Source organism: Aeromonas sp. Y318-3, from assembly GCF_027706185.1.
GTDB lineage: Bacteria > Pseudomonadota > Gammaproteobacteria > Enterobacterales > Aeromonadaceae > Aeromonas > Aeromonas veronii.
Map to the genome: position 1 here is coordinate 232575 of NZ_JAPDCN010000006.1, position 16447 is coordinate 249021.

The window sequence follows — 16447 nt, forward strand, 5'->3', positions numbered from 1 at the left end:
TTGTTTCATGGCTGGCTCCTGCATGGGGTGAGCTCTGTGTAACGCTCGTAATACTCTGCGAATGCCTGAGCTTCTCTGGCATCCCGGATTACAGACCCACACTCATGAAGTTTGCCATCTTGATATATCAATGTCGGCTCAAACGTAACAGAGCCACCATCAAAGCCATCCATCGCATCCGTCAGACAATAGGTTAGCCTCTCACCACGGCGTAGGGCGTGACTTACATCCTTTGGCAGCACGCTATCATCACCAATGCTCACCAAAGCTCCTGATTCTCCCACGCTGTAAATTTTCATCTCACCAACCCGCGCTAATGACATTTGTAAATACTATCACGACATCAGCCCACCAGTCCCCATCCCCTGCAGCTCAGTCACCATCTCGCTGACAGGGGTGGCCTCGCTACCGCCATCCTTCTCGAGCCGATCGGCTTCGGCGGTCAGCTTGCGGGCCGCAGCCCGGATCCGGCGAGTGTCCTCCTCAATCTTGGGCACGCTCACCTCGTCGATGCGAAGGGCGCTCAGGGTCCGCTCGATGGACTCAATCCGCTGGATGTTGCGGTCGAGGGCCTGCTCGGCTTTCAGGATCTTGTCGTAGAGCGCAATCCGGTCGGTCATCTCGCTGGCCGTGACCAGGTCCTGCTGCAGCCCCTTGAGCAGCTTGGTGACGGAGATGACACGAGCCCGGGTGAAGTCCAGCTCATCGCGCAGTTGCAACTCGCGGGCCTGGTCGAACAGCTCCTCGGCATCGAGGAACTTGGCATAACCGCCATGGGTCTTGGCTATCTGCATGCCGGGCTTGATGTTGGCTGGCGGGTTAGGGTTGCCCTCATACTCGCCACGGACGAAACGGCCGGAGCCATCACGCCCTTTGTTTTTCGAGGTCTGCTCAGGCTCGGGCTGGGATTTTGTGGATGCGGAGGACTTCTCCCCTCTTCGCTCTCCCCCTTTGGCCTTGGCCTCATTCCCCTTGGTTTGCGCACTTTGCGCAGATTGCGCAGTTTTGCGCACTTCGGAATGCGCAGATTGCGCAGCTACGCGAGATTTATCAGGTTGCGCAGGGGATTGCCCCCGAGATTTCAAATAGCGACGCGCCGAGTTGTAGTTCAGGCCGCGGCTGTCACACCAGTCTTTCGCACTGATGCCTGTCGCTTCATGCTCCTGCAGGAACTCTGCATTGAGCTGTGCCCAGTCGGTCTTTGCCATTTAGATGGATAGCTCGCCTTCGACGATGGCATCACCAGGTACAGGCTCATGGGTAGCCGGTACCACGACGGAGACGCCAGTATTCAGGGTGACCAGGGCCTGACTCCCGTCATACTCCCTCACCTGAGTAACAACCCCGGTCACGGTAATGCCATTAACCACCGCATCGCTCCAGTGCATCGAGATAGTCCAGTAGGTCGGCTGTGGATTCCCCAGAAAGACAAACCCCGCCATTAGCGGCGGGGCTCCATGTCAGCCTGGGTGTGGGTGGCGGGCAGTTCACTGTTTGACTTGGAGCTGTCTGGCAACTGGCCAGAAGCAGCACCGAAACGCTCAGCAAAACGCCCCTGTGGGTCCGCATGATTCTTGTCATGGCTTTCCTGCACCTCCCTTGCCCTCTCCTGCTTAAGCCAACGGCCCAGAAGGGCCGTTAGAATGTCGAGCAGTTGGAGCAAGCTGTTCATGTTATTGCTTCCTGGCTTTCTCAGCCGGCAGGTTCATAGCCAGCTTGTCCAGCACCTTGGTCAGGCCAACCAAGAAGGCCTGCACCTTCCCGATCACCTCATCGTCCCGGGTGGACGGGGTGACGGCCGCGATCTTGGCCAGCCCCTGCACCACCATGGACGCGCCGCCCACTACAGCCATCAGGATGACAATCCAGTTGATGACCACCTCAACGATGTGTTCCATCGCACTCTCCTCTGCTGTTACCGGTTACCCGGCGATATTGGCAAGGCTTGCGCCTATGCCTCGGACTTCGAGAACTCTGCCGCAGCCATCACAGGCAATTCCCCTACAGGCTTCGGCTCACCGGCGGGCCAGCGGTATGCGGTTACCCGGGAGCGAGGGAACGCCTTCACGTTCACCGCGTCAGCTTGGTTGCCGCCCAAAACCAGCAGATTGCCAGCCTTGTCCTGCCCCACTACGAACCCAACGTGTCCGCCACCATCCCGGGAGAACACCACTACGCAGCCCGCCACCGGCTTTTCCAGCTTCTCCCCCCAGGAGGCATAGGAACGCGCACCCTCGAACCGGGTGGACTGAATACCGACCCGCTCCAGGCACGCTCCAACAAAGGCGGCACACCACGGGGTTTCATCATCACGGATACCACCCCGCTTGATGGCCTTCCACATCGCCACGATCTCGGGGTTGTGTTGGGGCCCCTTAATCTCCGTCAACCCGATATGCCTACGGGCTTCATCTACCCAGCGCATTTTCACCATCACTCCCTCCCTCCCATCCAGCCGGTTGCCCGGCGTTCGTACAGCTCCAGTGCTTTCGACCCCATCAAGCCAGCCAGGCCAGCCATGAAGCCGCACAACGGGAGCGGGGCTGCGATGTACCAGCTCAGCAGCATGGTCAACATCCCGGCGAACCCTGACACCACCACCTGCAGCAGCGCCTCGGCCCATCGGAACTGCCTTCCCTCGCGTTTCACCGTCTGTATGTAGGTCACAAGCCCTCCCCATACGCTCAACCCGCCGAATGCCAGATAGGCGAGCACGCTGTAGTTCTGTGGATCCTTGTCAGGCGTCATCGCCCCTCCAGAAACGACAAAGCCCGCACGAGGCGGGCCAGAAATGAAAAAGGCCAGGGTCACGGGGACTCTGGCCATCTTTGAGCAATACTAACGCCGGGGAGGGGTGGATTCAATCACTGCGTCTATTCATGGGGTTGCGCCTGCTCGGCGGCGAACTCTCCGCACCTAAGCCGCCCGCATCTCCCTCACCTGTCGGTCCATGATCTTTGACAGGTCTGACGCCTGGTGGATCACCTCATCAACAGCACGCTCTACGGCCTGCCTCATCTCCTGCCCGAACCGGCGCGACACCAACTCTACGTGTGGCACGACCCGGCCGGTGCCGTGGCACTTCGGGCAGCCGTCACCCTTGCGCGGGCGGATCCCGGTGCCATTGCAGTGCGGGCAGCGCCCTGACTGCATCATCTCGGCGACACAGTGGTCATTGGCCAGGGACAGGATCTCGTTCCGCTCAGCCAGAAGGCGCTGGTACTCGTGATCATTGCCGGACCGGTGGGCGCGCTTGGCCTTCTCCATCACCACGGCGGCCCGGCGGCGCTCCTTGTCATAGTGAGGGTGGCAAAGTACCAGGTGATCCAGCTGCTCAGGCAGCGGGCGGCGCAGCAGGATAGCCATGGCCATGCCACCGGCATCGCTGCTGCCAAGAGTGGTGCAGAAGTGGGCCAGCAGCGACGCAAGGGCTTGTTCATCCCCCAGGTGGTCAGCCATAAGGAACTGAAGTCCTTGCGGGTTGCTCTTTGCGGCCACCTGCAGGGCTCCCAGAAACTCCTCCCTCCCCAGCGTACTGGAGCGACCAGACGAGGGTTCATGTAGTGCGCCTTTCGGTGAGAAAAGGCGCAGAGCCATTTCGATAGAGTTGGTCATGGTTTGGTCCTCTGGTCTGGGTCCTGATTGAAGGCGGCGAGCAGCCAGGCGCGCAACTGGCCGGATTTGATGTGTTCCGGGGTAACTTCCAGCACGGTCCACCCGAGCAAGGTGGCCTCGTTCATCTTGGCACGGTCCTCTACGAACCCCCTCCCCCGGGTGTGCCGGCCACCGGAGTGGATCCCGCCGTGGACCTCAAGGGCGATCATGCGGGTGGGCCAGGCGAAGTCGAGGCGCCAGCGGCGCTTGGGGTGAAACAACAGCTCGGTGGCGGGGTCAGGAAGGCCTACCAACTGGGCCAGTACCTTGCCGTGCAGCTCATCCACCTGCTGAGCCTTCTTGACCTTGTTCACCACGGCCTTGGCGTTCGGGTGTTTATCCAGCAGGCGGGCTGCGTCGATGGCTGAAAGGCGGATCACGGCCTTGCTCTCCATTTCTCTAACGCTCCGATGATCACCAGATCAGTTATCACCGGCAAAACCAGGCTCCAGTATGACCAGTCGGCGCCAAACTGAAATTTCATCATCCAGTAAACGATCGCAGTGATCATGCCGCCCTCCCGATGGTGTTCTTGCGCAGTTCTGCCACTTCCCGGGCTACCTGCTCCAGCAGGGACTCCTCGCTGCCGTGCTCCTGCTGCCAGGTGCGCGGGGCTGCGTGGAAGCCGGTGGGGTAGCAGGCACGGTGGTGCCGGGGGCACAGGGGCAGCACCCGGGTGTGCTCGGCGCGCTGGGCCATGCCAGATCCAGAGCGCACATGGTGGATTTCCGCAGGCGTGCCGCCATGCCCGGCATTGCGGCAGGCGATACAGCCGAGCGAGCTCACATCGTTCAGCCAATCCTTATCAGCCTTGGTTTTGCTCATCGCGCGCCCCTTTCATCGTGTGAGCCTGCAGCGATTGCAGGTTCAGCAAGGTGAATGCTCCGCCTTTTTGCGGGCACCATCCGGCCGTATCGATATGGATCACGTTGCCAAGCGCTACCGGGCTGCTCATGGGGGTGTGACCAACAACGAGGGCATGCACATCAGACACACCGCTCTCATCACCAAGCTCCACACGCCGACGCGACCACATACAGGAGTTCTTGATGGATCGCAGCAGTCCAGGGTTCCCCTCTGCGCCATCCTCAAGCTTTTCAATCAGGTAGCTCCAGGACGGGAATGGGCAATCAGCATGAATCAAGCCAATCAACCCACTCGGCGTATCCACCTCGATGGCGATAGGCAGCTCGCGGAACTGGGCTGCGTACTCGCCGCGCTCCACATCGAGCAATGACATGAACCACGCCCCACCGTTCTGCAACCAGTTTCCTGTGTCACAGGTGTCGTGACGGCACACATAGTCGTCGTGGTTGCCACGCACCGGGTGGAACCATGGCTTGGCCAGCCACTCCAGCACCAATTCGCATTCAGGGCCACGATCAACTAAGTCTCCAACGGAGAACAGGCGATCGCAGGCGGGGTCAAAGCCAACCTTATCGAGAGCCTTCTGCAGCAGGGTGAAATGGCCGTGAATATCGCCTACCGCGAAGTCTCGCCCAGCGGTATTCGCTGAAAACTTCTTAACCAGTGAGCTCATGCTGCCGCCCTCCCGTATGCCGCTACCCAGTCGAAGCCGCGGCGGGATTCATCCCCGAACTTCACGCCCTGCTGGGCACCGAAGGACTGGGCCAACTCGATGAGATCGCGCATCTCGCGCACGGTCATTTTGGAGGTGGACTTACCCAGCACCACGAAGCCATTGCCGTCGATGTTCGGCACCACGTCCTGCTGGTACAGGGCGGCGGAGAGAACGTGCTTCCAGTCCTCCTTGGAGAGCTTGCGGCCGTGCCAGTTGACCTGCTCGGCGATGTCGGTCATTACCGCCCAAAACAGAGCGTTCTGGGCCAGGGTCCGGGTCAGCTCCTTGATCTCGATGACCAGCGGCTTGTCCTGGTCAACCGGCAGACTTGCTACCAGCTGGCAGGCGCGTGCGCGGATTTCAGGGCTGCGCAGGAAGTGCTTTGGATATTGGCTCATCCTCACCCCCGCTTGGACTTGTTGCGGCGCTTGGAGGCGGCACGCTGACGCTGTGCGGCCCGGTCATTGCGCGGGTTGGGGATGCAGAAGCCATGTCCAGGCTTGAAATCAAGCGGGTTGAACCAGGGCGATTGGGCTGCAGTGGCGGCCAGAACGGCTGCGATAGCGTGGGTGAATCTCATGCTGCCACCGCCTTAGCCGCTACGGCCTCGGTGGTGGGAGGCAGCTCGATGCGGTAATGCCACACCTGCTTGCCGTCGATGACCTGGTTGCTGGAATACTTCGCCCAGCCGTAGCAGCAAACTTCACGCAGTCTGGCGCTGATGGCGGCCTGGGTGTCGGCGTGGCCGTAACGGCTCCAGCACTCGCGCTCGATGTCGCGCAGGGTGCGGGCCTTGCCGTCGCTCATGATGGATATCACGCGCCCCAACTGGGTCGCGATGGATAGATCTCGGGTATGCGGTTTGGTCATGGTCTGGGTCCTTTGGTCAAACTGCCGGGTGGTCTAGGTCCGGCACTGGCAATGGTACGGGGCGCTACCCCCTGTGTCACTGGTTGGCAAGGCCCTCCTCTTCGAAGTTATCCACAGCCCCAAACGAAGCATCACACCGCAACACCAGCACTGGCGCGGCTCTCAGCCGTGCGGCTTCCTCCGCCACTCGCTCCGGCGTCGTGCTCTGCACCAACCAATGCCCTGCGCCACGCTGCTGATCGGTGTATCCCAGCGCATCGATCTCGTCGGCCACCTCGAGCTGCATCCGTTCCCCACACCAGCCCCGCACAGCGGAGTAGATCACCACCCGGCAGAACTTCGCAGCCACGACCGCGGCACTCACATCAGGATTGAACATTGGCCAGCCCTCCCCGCTTGAACAGCGCCTTCAGGCTTTCCACGCCGCGCTGGCCGGTCTGTTGGTAAAACTCGGGGCTGTGCTGGATCTGCTCCCTGGTCGGCAGCCCCTTGCGCACCTGGGCCCCCAGGTCCTCCCCGGCGACAACACGACGAAGCAACTGCGCGTAGGCCTGCTCGAACACAGGGCGGTAGGCGTCAAGGCTCAACGTCTGGCGCTCCCAGCTCGTCGCCTTGGCCGCAAGTTCCACCGCTGGATGGGTAAACCGGCGGGTTCGCACTTCGACCAGTGCAGTATCCAGCGTCGGCAGCCCCAGCGACTCCGGCGTGATCTGGCACCACCGGATAAACCTGCTGGTGCTCGGAAACCACTCTCCACCCTGGCTGCGTGCAGTGCGCATTCCCTGGCTCAGCTGATCACGGCTGGTGCAGTTGGCCTCGACCAGCGCCACGGTCCACTCTCGCAACGCCCTGGCTTGCATCTCGGGATTGGGGAAAGCCCGCTGCCAAGCAGGAAAGATCACCTTGAGCTGCTCGAACAGCTTGGCGACCACCTGGGTATCCTGCTCGGTTACCACCGCAGCAACCGGGCGAACCGGCACGGGAGGCAGCTCGCTCGGCATGCTGGCCAGGACCTCGCTCAACGGTTTCATGGTCATCAGTACCCCTCCTGGATCAGCTGGTTGAGCTTGTCGGCGGTCATGGTCTTGGTCAGATCCCACTCGTCCCCGCGCGCTGGCTGGCGCACCACCCCGGCACGCTTGGCTGTGAGCTTGTCCCACTGCTTGCGCAGGGTCTTGGGGCACAGCACGTTGGCTGACCAGAACGGGTCGAGGTTGGCCCACTTGAACAGCGAGCAGATTTCGCGATGGGTGTACCCAAGCTGGGTGCGCATCAGGCGGATATCGTTCGCCCACTGCGCCCAGTTGGGGGTCTTGGCCGTCGGGTTGACCACCAGGACCTTGCCGTGGATGTATTCAGCCGCAGCCAGGTCATCCTGGGTCCCCCAGAATTTGCCATTCGGGGTCTGGATGGCTGCATCGGGTCGGACCTTCTCGGCGGGAGGAGAAACCGACTCATCGCCCCCGGCGTCGAGGAGCGCGTCAGCGTTCTTCGACGAAGAGGGTTTAAGATCTTTGTTTTTATTGTCTTTGGTAAGACTGTCTTGGGTGTTGGGTGTTTTCGCCTGGTTTGAAAGGTCAAAATACCCAGAAATCTGGGTGATTTTACCCGGATTTTTTTGGGTGTTTTTACCCGGATTTTTCTCTTGGGCGGTAGGCGTTTTCGCCTGTTTTTCTCTGGAATATTCCCACTCACTCACCACTTTGTTCACGCCCACGATCTTCATGTGGCCGTGCTTCTCGAGGGTGATGATGTGACGACGAGACAACACCTGGAGAGCCTTGTTCACATCCGACGGGTCCATGTCGCACAGCTCGGCCAGATAGGTGTTCGTGAGCCGGTCCTGCTTCTTGTTCCAGCCATAGGTGGAATAGATCACCGCATCAAGCACGTTGAGCTCGCGCCCAGCCATCCGTAACCGGCACTTGGCCTTCTGGATCTCGTTTGCCGTGCGGGTGAACCCATCATCAAGATCTGCGACCACACGGGCCTCCTTCTGAGGGGGGTTATGTGGGGCACTTGGCCCCGGGAATTTGATAACAGCGCTCATGCCGCCACCTCCTGCGCATCTGCACACATCTCTGGTAGGTTGGCGCGCACCAGGGCAGCCGCAACGGGCGGGCATACTGCATTGCCGCAGCGGGCCACCTGGGCGACCTTGGTGAACTTCTTGCCGCTGGCGTCTCGATCGATGACATACGTGTCCAAGAACCCCTGAGCAGGGAAAAGCTCATGTGGCTCCAACATCCGCATCCCGATATCGACGATCTGGTAATCCTCGCCGCGCACGGTGACCAGACCGAATCGGTCCCGGGTGGTCACGGTATGCAGTGGCTCAGAGCAGGGGATGGTTGAGTCGGTGCCGTAATACTTGAGCAGGAACGCCCGCACCTCGCCGATGTGCAGCCCCCCGGCGGTGACGGTGGGCATGGGCTCGGTTACTGGTTGGCCGTGCTGGCAGGTGCCGCGCAGTTTTACCAGGTGGCTGGTGACCAGTGCATTGTGGTCAACAGTGGTCACGGTCGGCAGCGGCTGGGTCAGCTCGGCACCCACGACGCCTGTGTAATGCTTGGCCAAGAAGGCGGTCACCAGCTGACTCTTGTCGGCCTTGGCCATCACTGTCCCCAGCGGGTCTTCCACTGACTGGCCGACAGAGTTGCCGAACTGGCGGGCGATGACCGGCGCCACCAGGGCGAAGTGCCCCCCTTTAACCTCGGCGCAGATGGTACGCAGCGGCTCATCCGCAGGCATGTTGCGCTGATGACTGGCGTTGGCATGCTCAGTGATGAAGGGGGCAAATTGTGGTTGCACCAGAGCAAACCCTGGGGCTGCGGTGACTGTCTGTAGAGGCTCATGGAGCCCTTGACCACGGAAAGCATCGTAGACAGTGCGGTTGCTGGTGTGATTGCACTTCACGATGAACGGCTCGGCGGCGTTGATGACGAACCGCTCCACCCCCTTGGCAATCCGGCGCATCGTAGCCTCGGCAAGTGGCCGCTTAACGTTGAGCCCCTGGGCTTTGGCTTCTTCCTTGGTGAGGAAGATGCTAGGGCACGGGATTGACCAATCGATGATGTCAGCAGCGGTCCGCCACGGCAGCAGCTTCCCGGCCTTCACCTCAGCACTTGCTGGGTCGCCATGGGTCGGCTTTGGCCACACGATGGAGGCGCCATCCCGGCGAGCAATCAGGAACAGGCGCTTGCGGATGGTAGGGGTGCCATAGTCGCAGGCACGCAGCTCCCGCCACTCCACCTTGTAGCCCTGGCGACGCAGGGCGTTGATGAAGCTGTTGAAGGTGCGGCCCTTCTTGGCAGGGTCAGGGCGAGCGTTGCCCTCAGAGTCGATCAGCAGCGGGCCCCAGGTCTGAAACTCCTCGACGTTCTCCAGCATGATCACCCGGGGGCGTACCGTGGCGGCCCAGCGCAGAGTGACCCACGCCAAGCCCCGGATCTTCTTGCTGACCGGGGTCGAGCCCTTGGCCTTGGAGAAGTGCTTGCAGTCGGGAGACAGCCAGACCAGACCAACAGGGCGACCAGCAACGACATCGCGCGGCACGATATCCCACACCGATTCGCAATAGTGCTCGGTCTCGGGGTGGTTGACGGTGTGCATGGAGATCGCGTCTGGGTCGTGGTTGATGGCGATCTCCGGGCTGCGGCCCAGTGCCATCTCGATCCCGGTAGACGCCCCACCGCCACCGGCGAAGTTGTCCACGACGATCTCGTCGAACAGGTTGAAGGTGTGGCGGCAGATTGAGGCGACTTGTGACTTACGCATGGAGCACCTCCTGCTCGGTGTATTCACACCCCGGGCATTCAAATGAGCGGTCATTGGTGCCGGACTGCAGCTCACTGCCGCACAGTGGGCAGTGGTTGAGGTCGTTCAGCAAGGGGTGGCCCCCATGGGCCATGGTTGAATTGGTCATTGTTGGGTCCTGTGGTGTTTAAGCTGCCCGCTGGTGAGGCGGGCAGGTGCTGCTTATGCGCTGGGTTGTGCTTCGGCACGCTCCAGGGTGCGGGCTTCCAGCTCGCGGGCCAGGCGGACGGCCTGGCGGTCGGTGCCGGCTGCGTGAGCGGTCGAGATCAGCGGCTCGTCGAGGGCTAGGGCCAGCTCGTGCATGACCGACTTCAGGATGATGTTGTCGCGATCGCTGACGTGCTGGGATGCCGGGCGCGGCGGACGTAATTGCATGGTCATGGGTTACCTCCCGAGGACAAAGTTGATGAGTTTTTGCAGGGGGCGCAGCGGGCGCTCCTCGTTGTAGGCGGCCTCGTCTGCTTGGCTGAACTGGAGCAGGCCGCGCTCGGGCAGGCCGGAGCCCTCCAGGATCTCCTCGACGGTCACGGGCGGAAAACCCTGCTCCAGCAAGCTCCGATTGGCCCGTTTAACGGCCCTCGCCAATATGGTGGGCTCGTGCTGAGATATGGCCTGGAGCAGGATCAGCAGCGAGGTGCGGGCAAATGCGGTTTCGGTCATGCCACACTCGGCGCCTACTTCCTGCCATACCTGGCGCTGAGCTGGGGTGCCGCGCACCCGCAGCGGGGAGCGGGTGCTCATATTTTCATGATCGGGGAGCGATACTCTTCCCATGGGGTTGGCCCTCTATGTTGGGTGGAAAAGCTGGCCAGTGGTCAGGCGGCCTGCTGGGTAGAATGGTCTTGCTCCTTGAGCAGGGGGTAATCCTCCAGGCCCAGCCGCAGCTCGCCGTTGCTGGCGATGACAAAGCTGACTGCATGCTGGGCAGGAATCACCTCCCCCCACTTCACGGCAAGACTGCGGGAAATACCGATCGCTTTCATGGCGCGGGCCATATTGCCGAAATAGCCGATTACTTCATGTTTCTTCATTGGTCTGGGTCCTGTGCATGGTGACATGCAAATGATGTCCTCTATAGAGAACGATGTCAATCTTCATCGTCTCCCAAAGTGATCAGTCAAGGAATTACAATTTAGTCTCTAAAGAGAACAAGAGGTTATTGATGAAAACTTTCGGGCAACGCCTTGAGGAAAAGCTGCAAGAGTTGGGCATCAGCATGTCTGAGCTTGCGCGCCGTACCGGCTTATCCAAGAGCGTGATTAGCAACACCATCAATAACCCGAATCGTGAAATGCGAGTGTCATCCCTGATTTCCATTGCCAGGGTGCTGAAGGTTGATCCCATATGGCTATACACCGGCCGCAGCAGTGGTGATCTGCTGAACGACATTCAGTTCAATTCGGATAAAGTGCCGGTCTGGACCTTGGATGACGTGGGGAACCTGGCAACAGATATGCTGCCGAACATGAATAGCGGGCGGTATGTGGTGGCAGAGAACCAAAGCCACAGCATTGCCATCGAGGCCACAAACGATCACCTATCAAAATCAGGCATTGTGGCCGGTGACATCTGCATCTTCAGCTTGGCTGACCGCACTCCAGAGGAGGGTGCTGTAATGCTGATCAGGCTCGAAAAGAATGATCAAGCGCGGCTGCTAAGGGCAATGTCGGGGATTGATGGATGGGTTTACGGTGTAGACGATCCAAGGCTTGGCACGGTCACATCCAGTGAGGCTATCGTGCTTGGCAAGTTGTCAGAACTGAGGCGCAACGAGATCAAGTAACCCCCCCCTCTCCTCTCCCTCCCCTTAACCCGCTTCGGCGGGTTTTTTGTTGTTCAAAAAAAATATCGTTTATTTTAGAGATCGGTATTGACCAATCGTTCTCTAAAGAATACAGTTTGCACATCGTCCTCTTGAGAGAACGACCAAGACCGATAGCAACAAGGGGCAGCGTGGAAGGCGGCCAATCGTGGTGAAGGTCTTGGGTAATGCCACACGAACGGTGAGAGCCCGGGCCGGAGACGTAACCGGCAAACCTCCGGATCTGGCGGAGTAAAAAGCCAGCAAAGAATTGAGTACCACCCGGCAACAGGACCCGGCCCCTGACCAGGGCAGAAGTGAGGCGCCTGACCAGCGCGTAAGAACGACAAAGCCCGCACAAGGCGGGCTTCGAAGGACCGGGTACCACCCGGTCAGTGAAAGCCGAGGGACCAACCCCAGCAATCAGGACCCAGCATGACGAATCAAGTGGGAATTAGCGAGGACCAACTCGCCAACAGGAGTGAATGTACCATGACCATACGCCTTTTTTCCAGGGCCGCGAAACGCGCCGACCAGATCGTTGCCGCCATCGCCGACCGCCTGAACGGCAACGCCGCCCGCCGCCGAACCATCAAGCAACGCTTGACGGTTGCCATGATGGCCACCGAGCGGCACCAGCTCGTCGCAGCCCGCACCGCCCAGTCTGCCAAGGTGCGCACCCTGACCGCCATGAAATGCCGCGCCCTCCTCCACTGGCGGGCCGAGTTCCACCGCAACGCCATCTGACCCGGGTCTGGCGCTTCCCTCATAGCGCCGTAGCCAAAGCCTCTTTCTCAAGCACCGCAAGGATGCTTTGGCTTCGCTCACGCCAAATTCGGCTGGGCCTGCTCTTTAACAACCTGGAACCGGCTCACAACCACGAATCCCGATGCCGGTAGGGATGCGCCGATACCCCGTTCAATCCGGAAGGCGGTGCGTGAACGTGAACGCAGGCCGCTGGCAACAGTGGCCAGCCTGGAGCCCCTTGCATCAGGGGGTTGCAGGCTGACAGCCGCCCCAAACAGATCCATAATGCCCCCTTCGAAACAAGGAGGGGTTATGAATCGAGTCGGGGGTTGGATCGGAGCGGTGTTGCTGGGGTTGACGTTGCTGGTGATGCCAGTAGCGCAGGCAGAACCCAGTGCTGCTGACATGGCAAGGGTCATCAAACAAGCTGAGGCTGGCAACAGAGAGGATCAATACTTCCTTGGGCTTAGCTATGACATAGGTAAAGGCGTGCCACAAGACGATAAGCAAGCTGTAATTTGGTACCAGAGGGCTGCAGATCTAGGCCATGCTGATGCTCAGTACTTCTTGGGGCGGATGTACGAAGATGGCAGAGGTATCACTAAAAATTATAAACAAGCTGCATTCTGGTACAACAAGTCGGCCGCGCAAGGGGAGCTCGAATCACTGTTCAGTCTGGGTCTCATGTCAGTCAATGGGTTAGGGGTTTCACAAGACGACAAGCAAGCGGCATCTTGGTTTCGCAAGGCCGCAGAACTTGGTCACGTGCGATCACAGTATAACTTGGGGGTGATGTACAGCGAAGGTCGAGGAATGCCGCAAGATTATAAGCAAGCAGTTACCTGGTTCCGCAAAGCTGCTGAGCGTGGTGATGAAATGGCGCAACATAACCTTGGCGCCATATACTCTCGCGGGGAGGGCGTTCCACAGGACTTTGTTAAATCATATGCTTGGTATTCCGTAGCAGCAGCCAATGGTTCCAAGCAATCCAGCGAAGCGCGTGACAATGCTGCACAACGCCTTACCCCAGACCAACTCACCAAAGGCCAAGAGTTGGCGGCCAGCTACTTCGAGAAATACCAACCCAAGTAGTCACCAATTAGACCATCCGACCAAGCCCAGCAAATGCTGGGCTTTTTCGTTTTTACAACCACAGGACCCAGACCATGAAACCACTGACCGAAGCCCAGCTGATGGGATTTCGCGGCGCGATGGTGCCCCCCACCCGCCGCAAGTACCACGTAGACGCCGCCCCATCCGCCGAACAGGCGCGTATGGCCCGCAACAAAGCCGCCACCCGCCGCGCCATCGAGGAGTATCACGAAGCGCGAGCCCTGCAACTGGAAATGGAGATGTAGCCATGACCAACGAAACCGCCCTGCTCGCCCTGCTGGAGAGCCGCGAGGCCGAGGCCAACGCCAAGGCCGAGTGGATCGCCGAGTGGTGTGACGCCAACCGCCCTCTGCTGCTGGCTGAGATGCTTGAAACGGACCCGGCAACCATGCTGGGCGAGCTCAATGCAGACCAGCACCGCCAATTAAACCAAGTCATCCGCCGCGCGCTCGGCGACGATGATGATCAACTGAAGCCGTTCATCCGGCAGGTGGTTGACGCTGGGCTGACTGGGCTGGCCCAGGCCGCCTGGCGCAGTCACGTCGCCGCCCTGCTCGACGCCATGAGCGAGGAGCAATGGGAGCAGTACCAAGACAGGAGCGCAGCATGAAAACCACAGAAACTGGCATTTTAACGCTGGTGCGAGATCACGCCTTCTGGGCCGATGAGGTTCGCAGGCTAAAGGCGCTGGGTTCTGAGGCATATTCTCGGTGCAAAAGCGTTGATACAGCTGGAGAGGGAAGTAACTTTCACTCCTTTGGCACCCCATGCCTCGAGACGGTTGTGAATGAATACCGGTCACTAAAACAAGACCCTTACGAATGCATTGAGTTCGAAGAGTTCTATCGGGAGTGCGTCGATAAGGATGAGGTTTGTTGCTGGTGCCAGAAAGTGCGCGAGTACAAATTGAAGCGAGTCAGGGCGAGGGTGAGGCTTGGCCAAATTAGAAGCGCCATCACTCGCATAGGTCGCAGACTGACAGCAGAAGGAGGTCCTCTATGAACGCCTTCGCCGACACGTCCGCCGCACACCCGCTGGGCCGGGTGTTCGGCCTCTCCAACGAGGAGTACCACGCTGGCCCCGGGGTCAGCAAAAGCCAGCTCGACCAGATCGCCGAAAGCCCGGCCACCTACATCTGGGCCAAAAACGCCCCGCTCGATGAAGAGAAGCTCAAGGCCTTCGACATGGGCAGCGCCATCCACTGCCTGCTGCTGGAGCCAGACGAGTTCAAAGACCGCTTCATCATCGCCCCACCGTTCAACCGCCGCACCAACGCCGGCAAGGCAGAAGAGGCCGAGTTCCTAGCCAGCTGCGCAGAGCTGGGCAAGACGGTGATGGATGCCGAGGAGGGACGCAAGCTCTACCTGATGCGCGACAGCGTGATGGCCCACCCGGACGCCCGCTGGCTGCTGGAGCAGGAGGGGCACAGCGAGGCCTCCTTCTACTGGATTGACCCAGAGACCCAGGAGCTGTGCCGGGTCCGCCCCGACCGCCACCTGAGCAATCACCCCGTCATCATTGACGTGAAGTCGGTGGACGACATGAGTCGCTTAGAGCGCCATGTCGAGGACTTCCGCTACCACGTTCAGGACGCCATGTACTCCGAAGGCTTCCACCGGGTGATGGGCGAGCAGCCGGAATTCGTGTTTCTGGCTGTCAGCACCAGCGTGAACTGTAGCCGCTACCCGGTGCGGGTGCGGCCCCTCCCCGACGACTGGAAGGATGCGGGCAAGGACCTGTTCCGCCGCGACCTCCATCGCTTCCACGACTGCCGGGTCAACAACGACTGGCACGACTTCAAACCCCTCCAGCGCCCAGCCTGGGCGACAAGGAAAGCAGCATGAACAACATCACCAGTATCAAGCAGCAGGCGGCCGATAACTTCGCCGCCCAGTTCCCCATTCTCGTCCAGCGAGGCATCGACGAGCCGACCTGGAACGCCCTGTGCAACACCATTTACCCGGGAGCCAACCCCGATTCGGTGGTCATGGCCATCGACTACTGTAAGGCGCGCGGCCTGGATATTCTGCTCAAGCCGGTCCACCTCGTCCCCATGCAGGTAACCGATGCCCGCAGCAAAGAGAAGGTCTGGCGGGATGTGCCGATGCCCGGGATCGGCATGTACCGGATCCAGGCCGATCGCTCCGGCAACTACGCGGGGGCCGATGAACCCGTGTTCGGGCCGGATGTCACCGAAGAGTTCCAAGACCCCTACAACCAGAGCGCCAAGATCAAGGTCACCTACCCGCAGTGGTGCAAGTACACCGTCTATAAGATGGTCAACGGCCAGCGGGTTGCCTTCCACGCCCTGGAGCGCTGGAAGGAGAACTACGCCACCCAGAGCGGCAAGACCGAGTGCCCCAACGCCATGTGGCGCAAGCGGCCCTATGCCCAGCTCGCCAAGTGCACCGAGGCGCAGGCGCTGCGCAAGGCCTGGCCGGAGATCGGTAGCGAGCCCACCGCCGAGGAGATGGAGGGCAAGGAGATCATCATCAACGAGATCCCAGGCAACCAGCCACAGCAGACTTCCCCAGCGAAGAGCCGCACCCTGGATGCCATCCGCAGCCAGAGCACCGAATCGGTCACCCTGGAGCATGAGCAGATGGCCGAACCCGCCCAGGCGGACCACGCCAACGCCTACGCCGACCACTGCGCCGCCATCGAGGGGGCATGTGATACCACCGAATGGCAGCAGGCCTACACCACCGCCTGGACCTGGGCCAACGAAACCGGCGACCAGAACATCATCGCAGGTATCAAGCAGATCGCCGGCGAGCGCAAGAAGCAGCTCAGTGCCGGGAACGGCGCCCAGCAATAACCAACAAGGCCCGCTCACTGCGGGCCTTTTCAATCCCAAGGACCCC

General features: G+C 60.4%; 30 protein-coding genes. 7 read left to right on the plus strand and 23 right to left on the minus strand.

Annotated elements, in window-relative coordinates:
* Positions 1–5 precede the first annotated feature (5 nt).
* The 23 genes from OKB77_RS10740 to OKB77_RS10850 form a co-directional block, all read right to left on the minus strand.
* Positions 6–299, minus strand: coding sequence for a hypothetical protein (locus OKB77_RS10740; protein WP_143237287.1), 294 nt, complete (start codon positions 297–299; stop codon positions 6–8).
* A gap of 36 nt (positions 300–335) precedes the next feature.
* Positions 336–1208: a terminase gene (locus OKB77_RS10745; RefSeq protein ID WP_270817596.1), complete on the minus strand. Its 873-nt coding sequence runs from the start codon at positions 1206–1208 to the stop codon at positions 336–338.
* Entirely contained in the window at positions 1209–1442 is a 234-nt protein-coding gene (locus OKB77_RS10750; RefSeq protein ID WP_257520014.1) for a hypothetical protein, read from the minus strand.
* Positions 1442–1672: a hypothetical protein gene (locus OKB77_RS10755; RefSeq protein ID WP_270817597.1), complete on the minus strand. Its 231-nt coding sequence runs from the start codon at positions 1670–1672 to the stop codon at positions 1442–1444. Before OKB77_RS10755 ends, OKB77_RS10750 begins: the two co-directional genes overlap by 1 nt.
* Before the next feature lies 1 nt (position 1673).
* Complete coding sequence (locus OKB77_RS10760) at positions 1674–1898, minus strand: hypothetical protein (protein WP_042880547.1); 225 nt, start codon at positions 1896–1898, stop codon at positions 1674–1676.
* A 53-nt stretch (positions 1899–1951) separates the two neighbouring features.
* Positions 1952–2434, minus strand: a complete 483-nt coding sequence (locus OKB77_RS10765; protein WP_042880549.1) for a TIGR02594 family protein — start codon at positions 2432–2434, stop codon at positions 1952–1954.
* Complete coding sequence (locus OKB77_RS10770) at positions 2434–2748, minus strand: phage holin family protein (protein WP_045789814.1); 315 nt, start codon at positions 2746–2748, stop codon at positions 2434–2436. Before OKB77_RS10770 ends, OKB77_RS10765 begins: the two co-directional genes overlap by 1 nt.
* A 168-nt stretch (positions 2749–2916) precedes the next feature.
* On the minus strand, positions 2917–3615 hold the full coding sequence (locus OKB77_RS10775; RefSeq protein ID WP_182954114.1) for a TIGR02642 family protein: 699 nt from the start codon (positions 3613–3615) through the stop codon (positions 2917–2919).
* On the minus strand, positions 3612–4034 hold the full coding sequence (locus tag OKB77_RS10780) for a hypothetical protein (RefSeq protein ID WP_114522669.1): 423 nt from the start codon (positions 4032–4034) through the stop codon (positions 3612–3614). The genes OKB77_RS10775 and OKB77_RS10780 overlap by 4 nt, the downstream gene beginning before the upstream one ends.
* Positions 4031–4165: a hypothetical protein gene (locus OKB77_RS10785; RefSeq protein WP_258555739.1), complete on the minus strand. Its 135-nt coding sequence runs from the start codon at positions 4163–4165 to the stop codon at positions 4031–4033. Before OKB77_RS10785 ends, OKB77_RS10780 begins: the two co-directional genes overlap by 4 nt.
* On the minus strand, positions 4162–4479 hold the full coding sequence (locus OKB77_RS10790) for a Ref family recombination enhancement nuclease (protein WP_201984743.1): 318 nt from the start codon (positions 4477–4479) through the stop codon (positions 4162–4164). The genes OKB77_RS10785 and OKB77_RS10790 overlap by 4 nt, the downstream gene beginning before the upstream one ends.
* Positions 4460–5194, minus strand: coding sequence for a metallophosphoesterase (locus tag OKB77_RS10795; RefSeq protein ID WP_201955756.1), 735 nt, complete (start codon positions 5192–5194; stop codon positions 4460–4462). Before OKB77_RS10795 ends, OKB77_RS10790 begins: the two co-directional genes overlap by 20 nt.
* On the minus strand, positions 5191–5634 hold the full coding sequence (locus tag OKB77_RS10800) for a recombination protein NinB (RefSeq protein WP_180911596.1): 444 nt from the start codon (positions 5632–5634) through the stop codon (positions 5191–5193). The genes OKB77_RS10795 and OKB77_RS10800 overlap by 4 nt, the downstream gene beginning before the upstream one ends.
* Before the next feature lie 2 nt (positions 5635–5636).
* A complete protein-coding gene (locus OKB77_RS10805) occupies positions 5637–5816 on the minus strand; it encodes a hypothetical protein (protein ID WP_042062769.1) in 180 nt (59 codons plus the stop codon).
* On the minus strand, positions 5813–6106 hold the full coding sequence (locus tag OKB77_RS10810) for a hypothetical protein (protein WP_210601768.1): 294 nt from the start codon (positions 6104–6106) through the stop codon (positions 5813–5815). Before OKB77_RS10810 ends, OKB77_RS10805 begins: the two co-directional genes overlap by 4 nt.
* 76 nt (positions 6107–6182) lie before the next feature.
* The gene (locus OKB77_RS10815; RefSeq protein ID WP_270817598.1) at positions 6183–6485 is read right to left on the minus strand and encodes a hypothetical protein; all 303 of its coding nucleotides are present in this window, start codon (positions 6483–6485) and stop codon (positions 6183–6185) included.
* A complete protein-coding gene (locus OKB77_RS10820; RefSeq protein WP_043129253.1) occupies positions 6472–7143 on the minus strand; it encodes a replication protein P in 672 nt (223 codons plus the stop codon). The genes OKB77_RS10815 and OKB77_RS10820 overlap by 14 nt, the downstream gene beginning before the upstream one ends.
* Entirely contained in the window at positions 7143–8090 is a 948-nt protein-coding gene (locus tag OKB77_RS10825) for a replication protein (RefSeq protein WP_270817599.1), read from the minus strand. Before OKB77_RS10825 ends, OKB77_RS10820 begins: the two co-directional genes overlap by 1 nt.
* Positions 8091–8152: 62 nt before the next feature.
* Positions 8153–9883, minus strand: coding sequence for a DNA cytosine methyltransferase (locus OKB77_RS10830; protein ID WP_270817600.1), 1731 nt, complete (start codon positions 9881–9883; stop codon positions 8153–8155).
* Positions 9876–10031, minus strand: coding sequence for a hypothetical protein (locus tag OKB77_RS10835; RefSeq protein ID WP_270817601.1), 156 nt, complete (start codon positions 10029–10031; stop codon positions 9876–9878). The genes OKB77_RS10830 and OKB77_RS10835 overlap by 8 nt, the downstream gene beginning before the upstream one ends.
* A gap of 53 nt (positions 10032–10084) precedes the next feature.
* A complete protein-coding gene (locus OKB77_RS10840; RefSeq protein ID WP_005310218.1) occupies positions 10085–10303 on the minus strand; it encodes a hypothetical protein in 219 nt (72 codons plus the stop codon).
* 3 nt (positions 10304–10306) lie between these two features.
* The gene (locus OKB77_RS10845) at positions 10307–10696 is read right to left on the minus strand and encodes a hypothetical protein (RefSeq protein ID WP_113736126.1); all 390 of its coding nucleotides are present in this window, start codon (positions 10694–10696) and stop codon (positions 10307–10309) included.
* 41 nt (positions 10697–10737) lie between these two features.
* A complete protein-coding gene (locus OKB77_RS10850; RefSeq protein ID WP_064339872.1) occupies positions 10738–10953 on the minus strand; it encodes a Cro/CI family transcriptional regulator in 216 nt (71 codons plus the stop codon).
* A 53-nt stretch (positions 10954–11006) separates the two neighbouring features.
* Here OKB77_RS10850 and OKB77_RS10855 point away from each other — a divergent pair, with 53 nt between their 5' ends.
* The 7 genes from OKB77_RS10855 to bet all read left to right on the plus strand — a co-directional run bounded on the left by OKB77_RS10855 (position 11007) and on the right by bet (position 16401).
* Positions 11007–11705: a helix-turn-helix domain-containing protein gene (locus OKB77_RS10855; protein ID WP_234924031.1), complete on the plus strand. Its 699-nt coding sequence runs from the start codon at positions 11007–11009 to the stop codon at positions 11703–11705.
* A gap of 510 nt (positions 11706–12215) precedes the next feature.
* Positions 12216–12470: a hypothetical protein gene (locus OKB77_RS10860; protein ID WP_171269026.1), complete on the plus strand. Its 255-nt coding sequence runs from the start codon at positions 12216–12218 to the stop codon at positions 12468–12470.
* 312 nt (positions 12471–12782) lie between these two features.
* Positions 12783–13562: a tetratricopeptide repeat protein gene (locus OKB77_RS10865; RefSeq protein WP_171269027.1), complete on the plus strand. Its 780-nt coding sequence runs from the start codon at positions 12783–12785 to the stop codon at positions 13560–13562.
* A gap of 74 nt (positions 13563–13636) precedes the next feature.
* Entirely contained in the window at positions 13637–13828 is a 192-nt protein-coding gene (locus OKB77_RS10870; RefSeq protein WP_270817602.1) for a PA3496 family putative envelope integrity protein, read from the plus strand.
* A gap of 2 nt (positions 13829–13830) precedes the next feature.
* On the plus strand, positions 13831–14193 hold the full coding sequence (locus tag OKB77_RS10875; RefSeq protein ID WP_270817603.1) for a hypothetical protein: 363 nt from the start codon (positions 13831–13833) through the stop codon (positions 14191–14193).
* A gap of 433 nt (positions 14194–14626) precedes the next feature.
* A complete protein-coding gene (locus OKB77_RS10880; RefSeq protein ID WP_270817604.1) occupies positions 14627–15427 on the plus strand; it encodes a PD-(D/E)XK nuclease-like domain-containing protein in 801 nt (266 codons plus the stop codon).
* Positions 15424–16401 (plus strand): phage recombination protein Bet, encoded by a 978-nt coding sequence (gene bet, locus OKB77_RS10885; RefSeq protein WP_270817605.1) that lies wholly within the window; start codon positions 15424–15426, stop codon positions 16399–16401. Before OKB77_RS10880 ends, bet begins: the two co-directional genes overlap by 4 nt.
* Positions 16402–16447 lie beyond the last annotated feature (46 nt).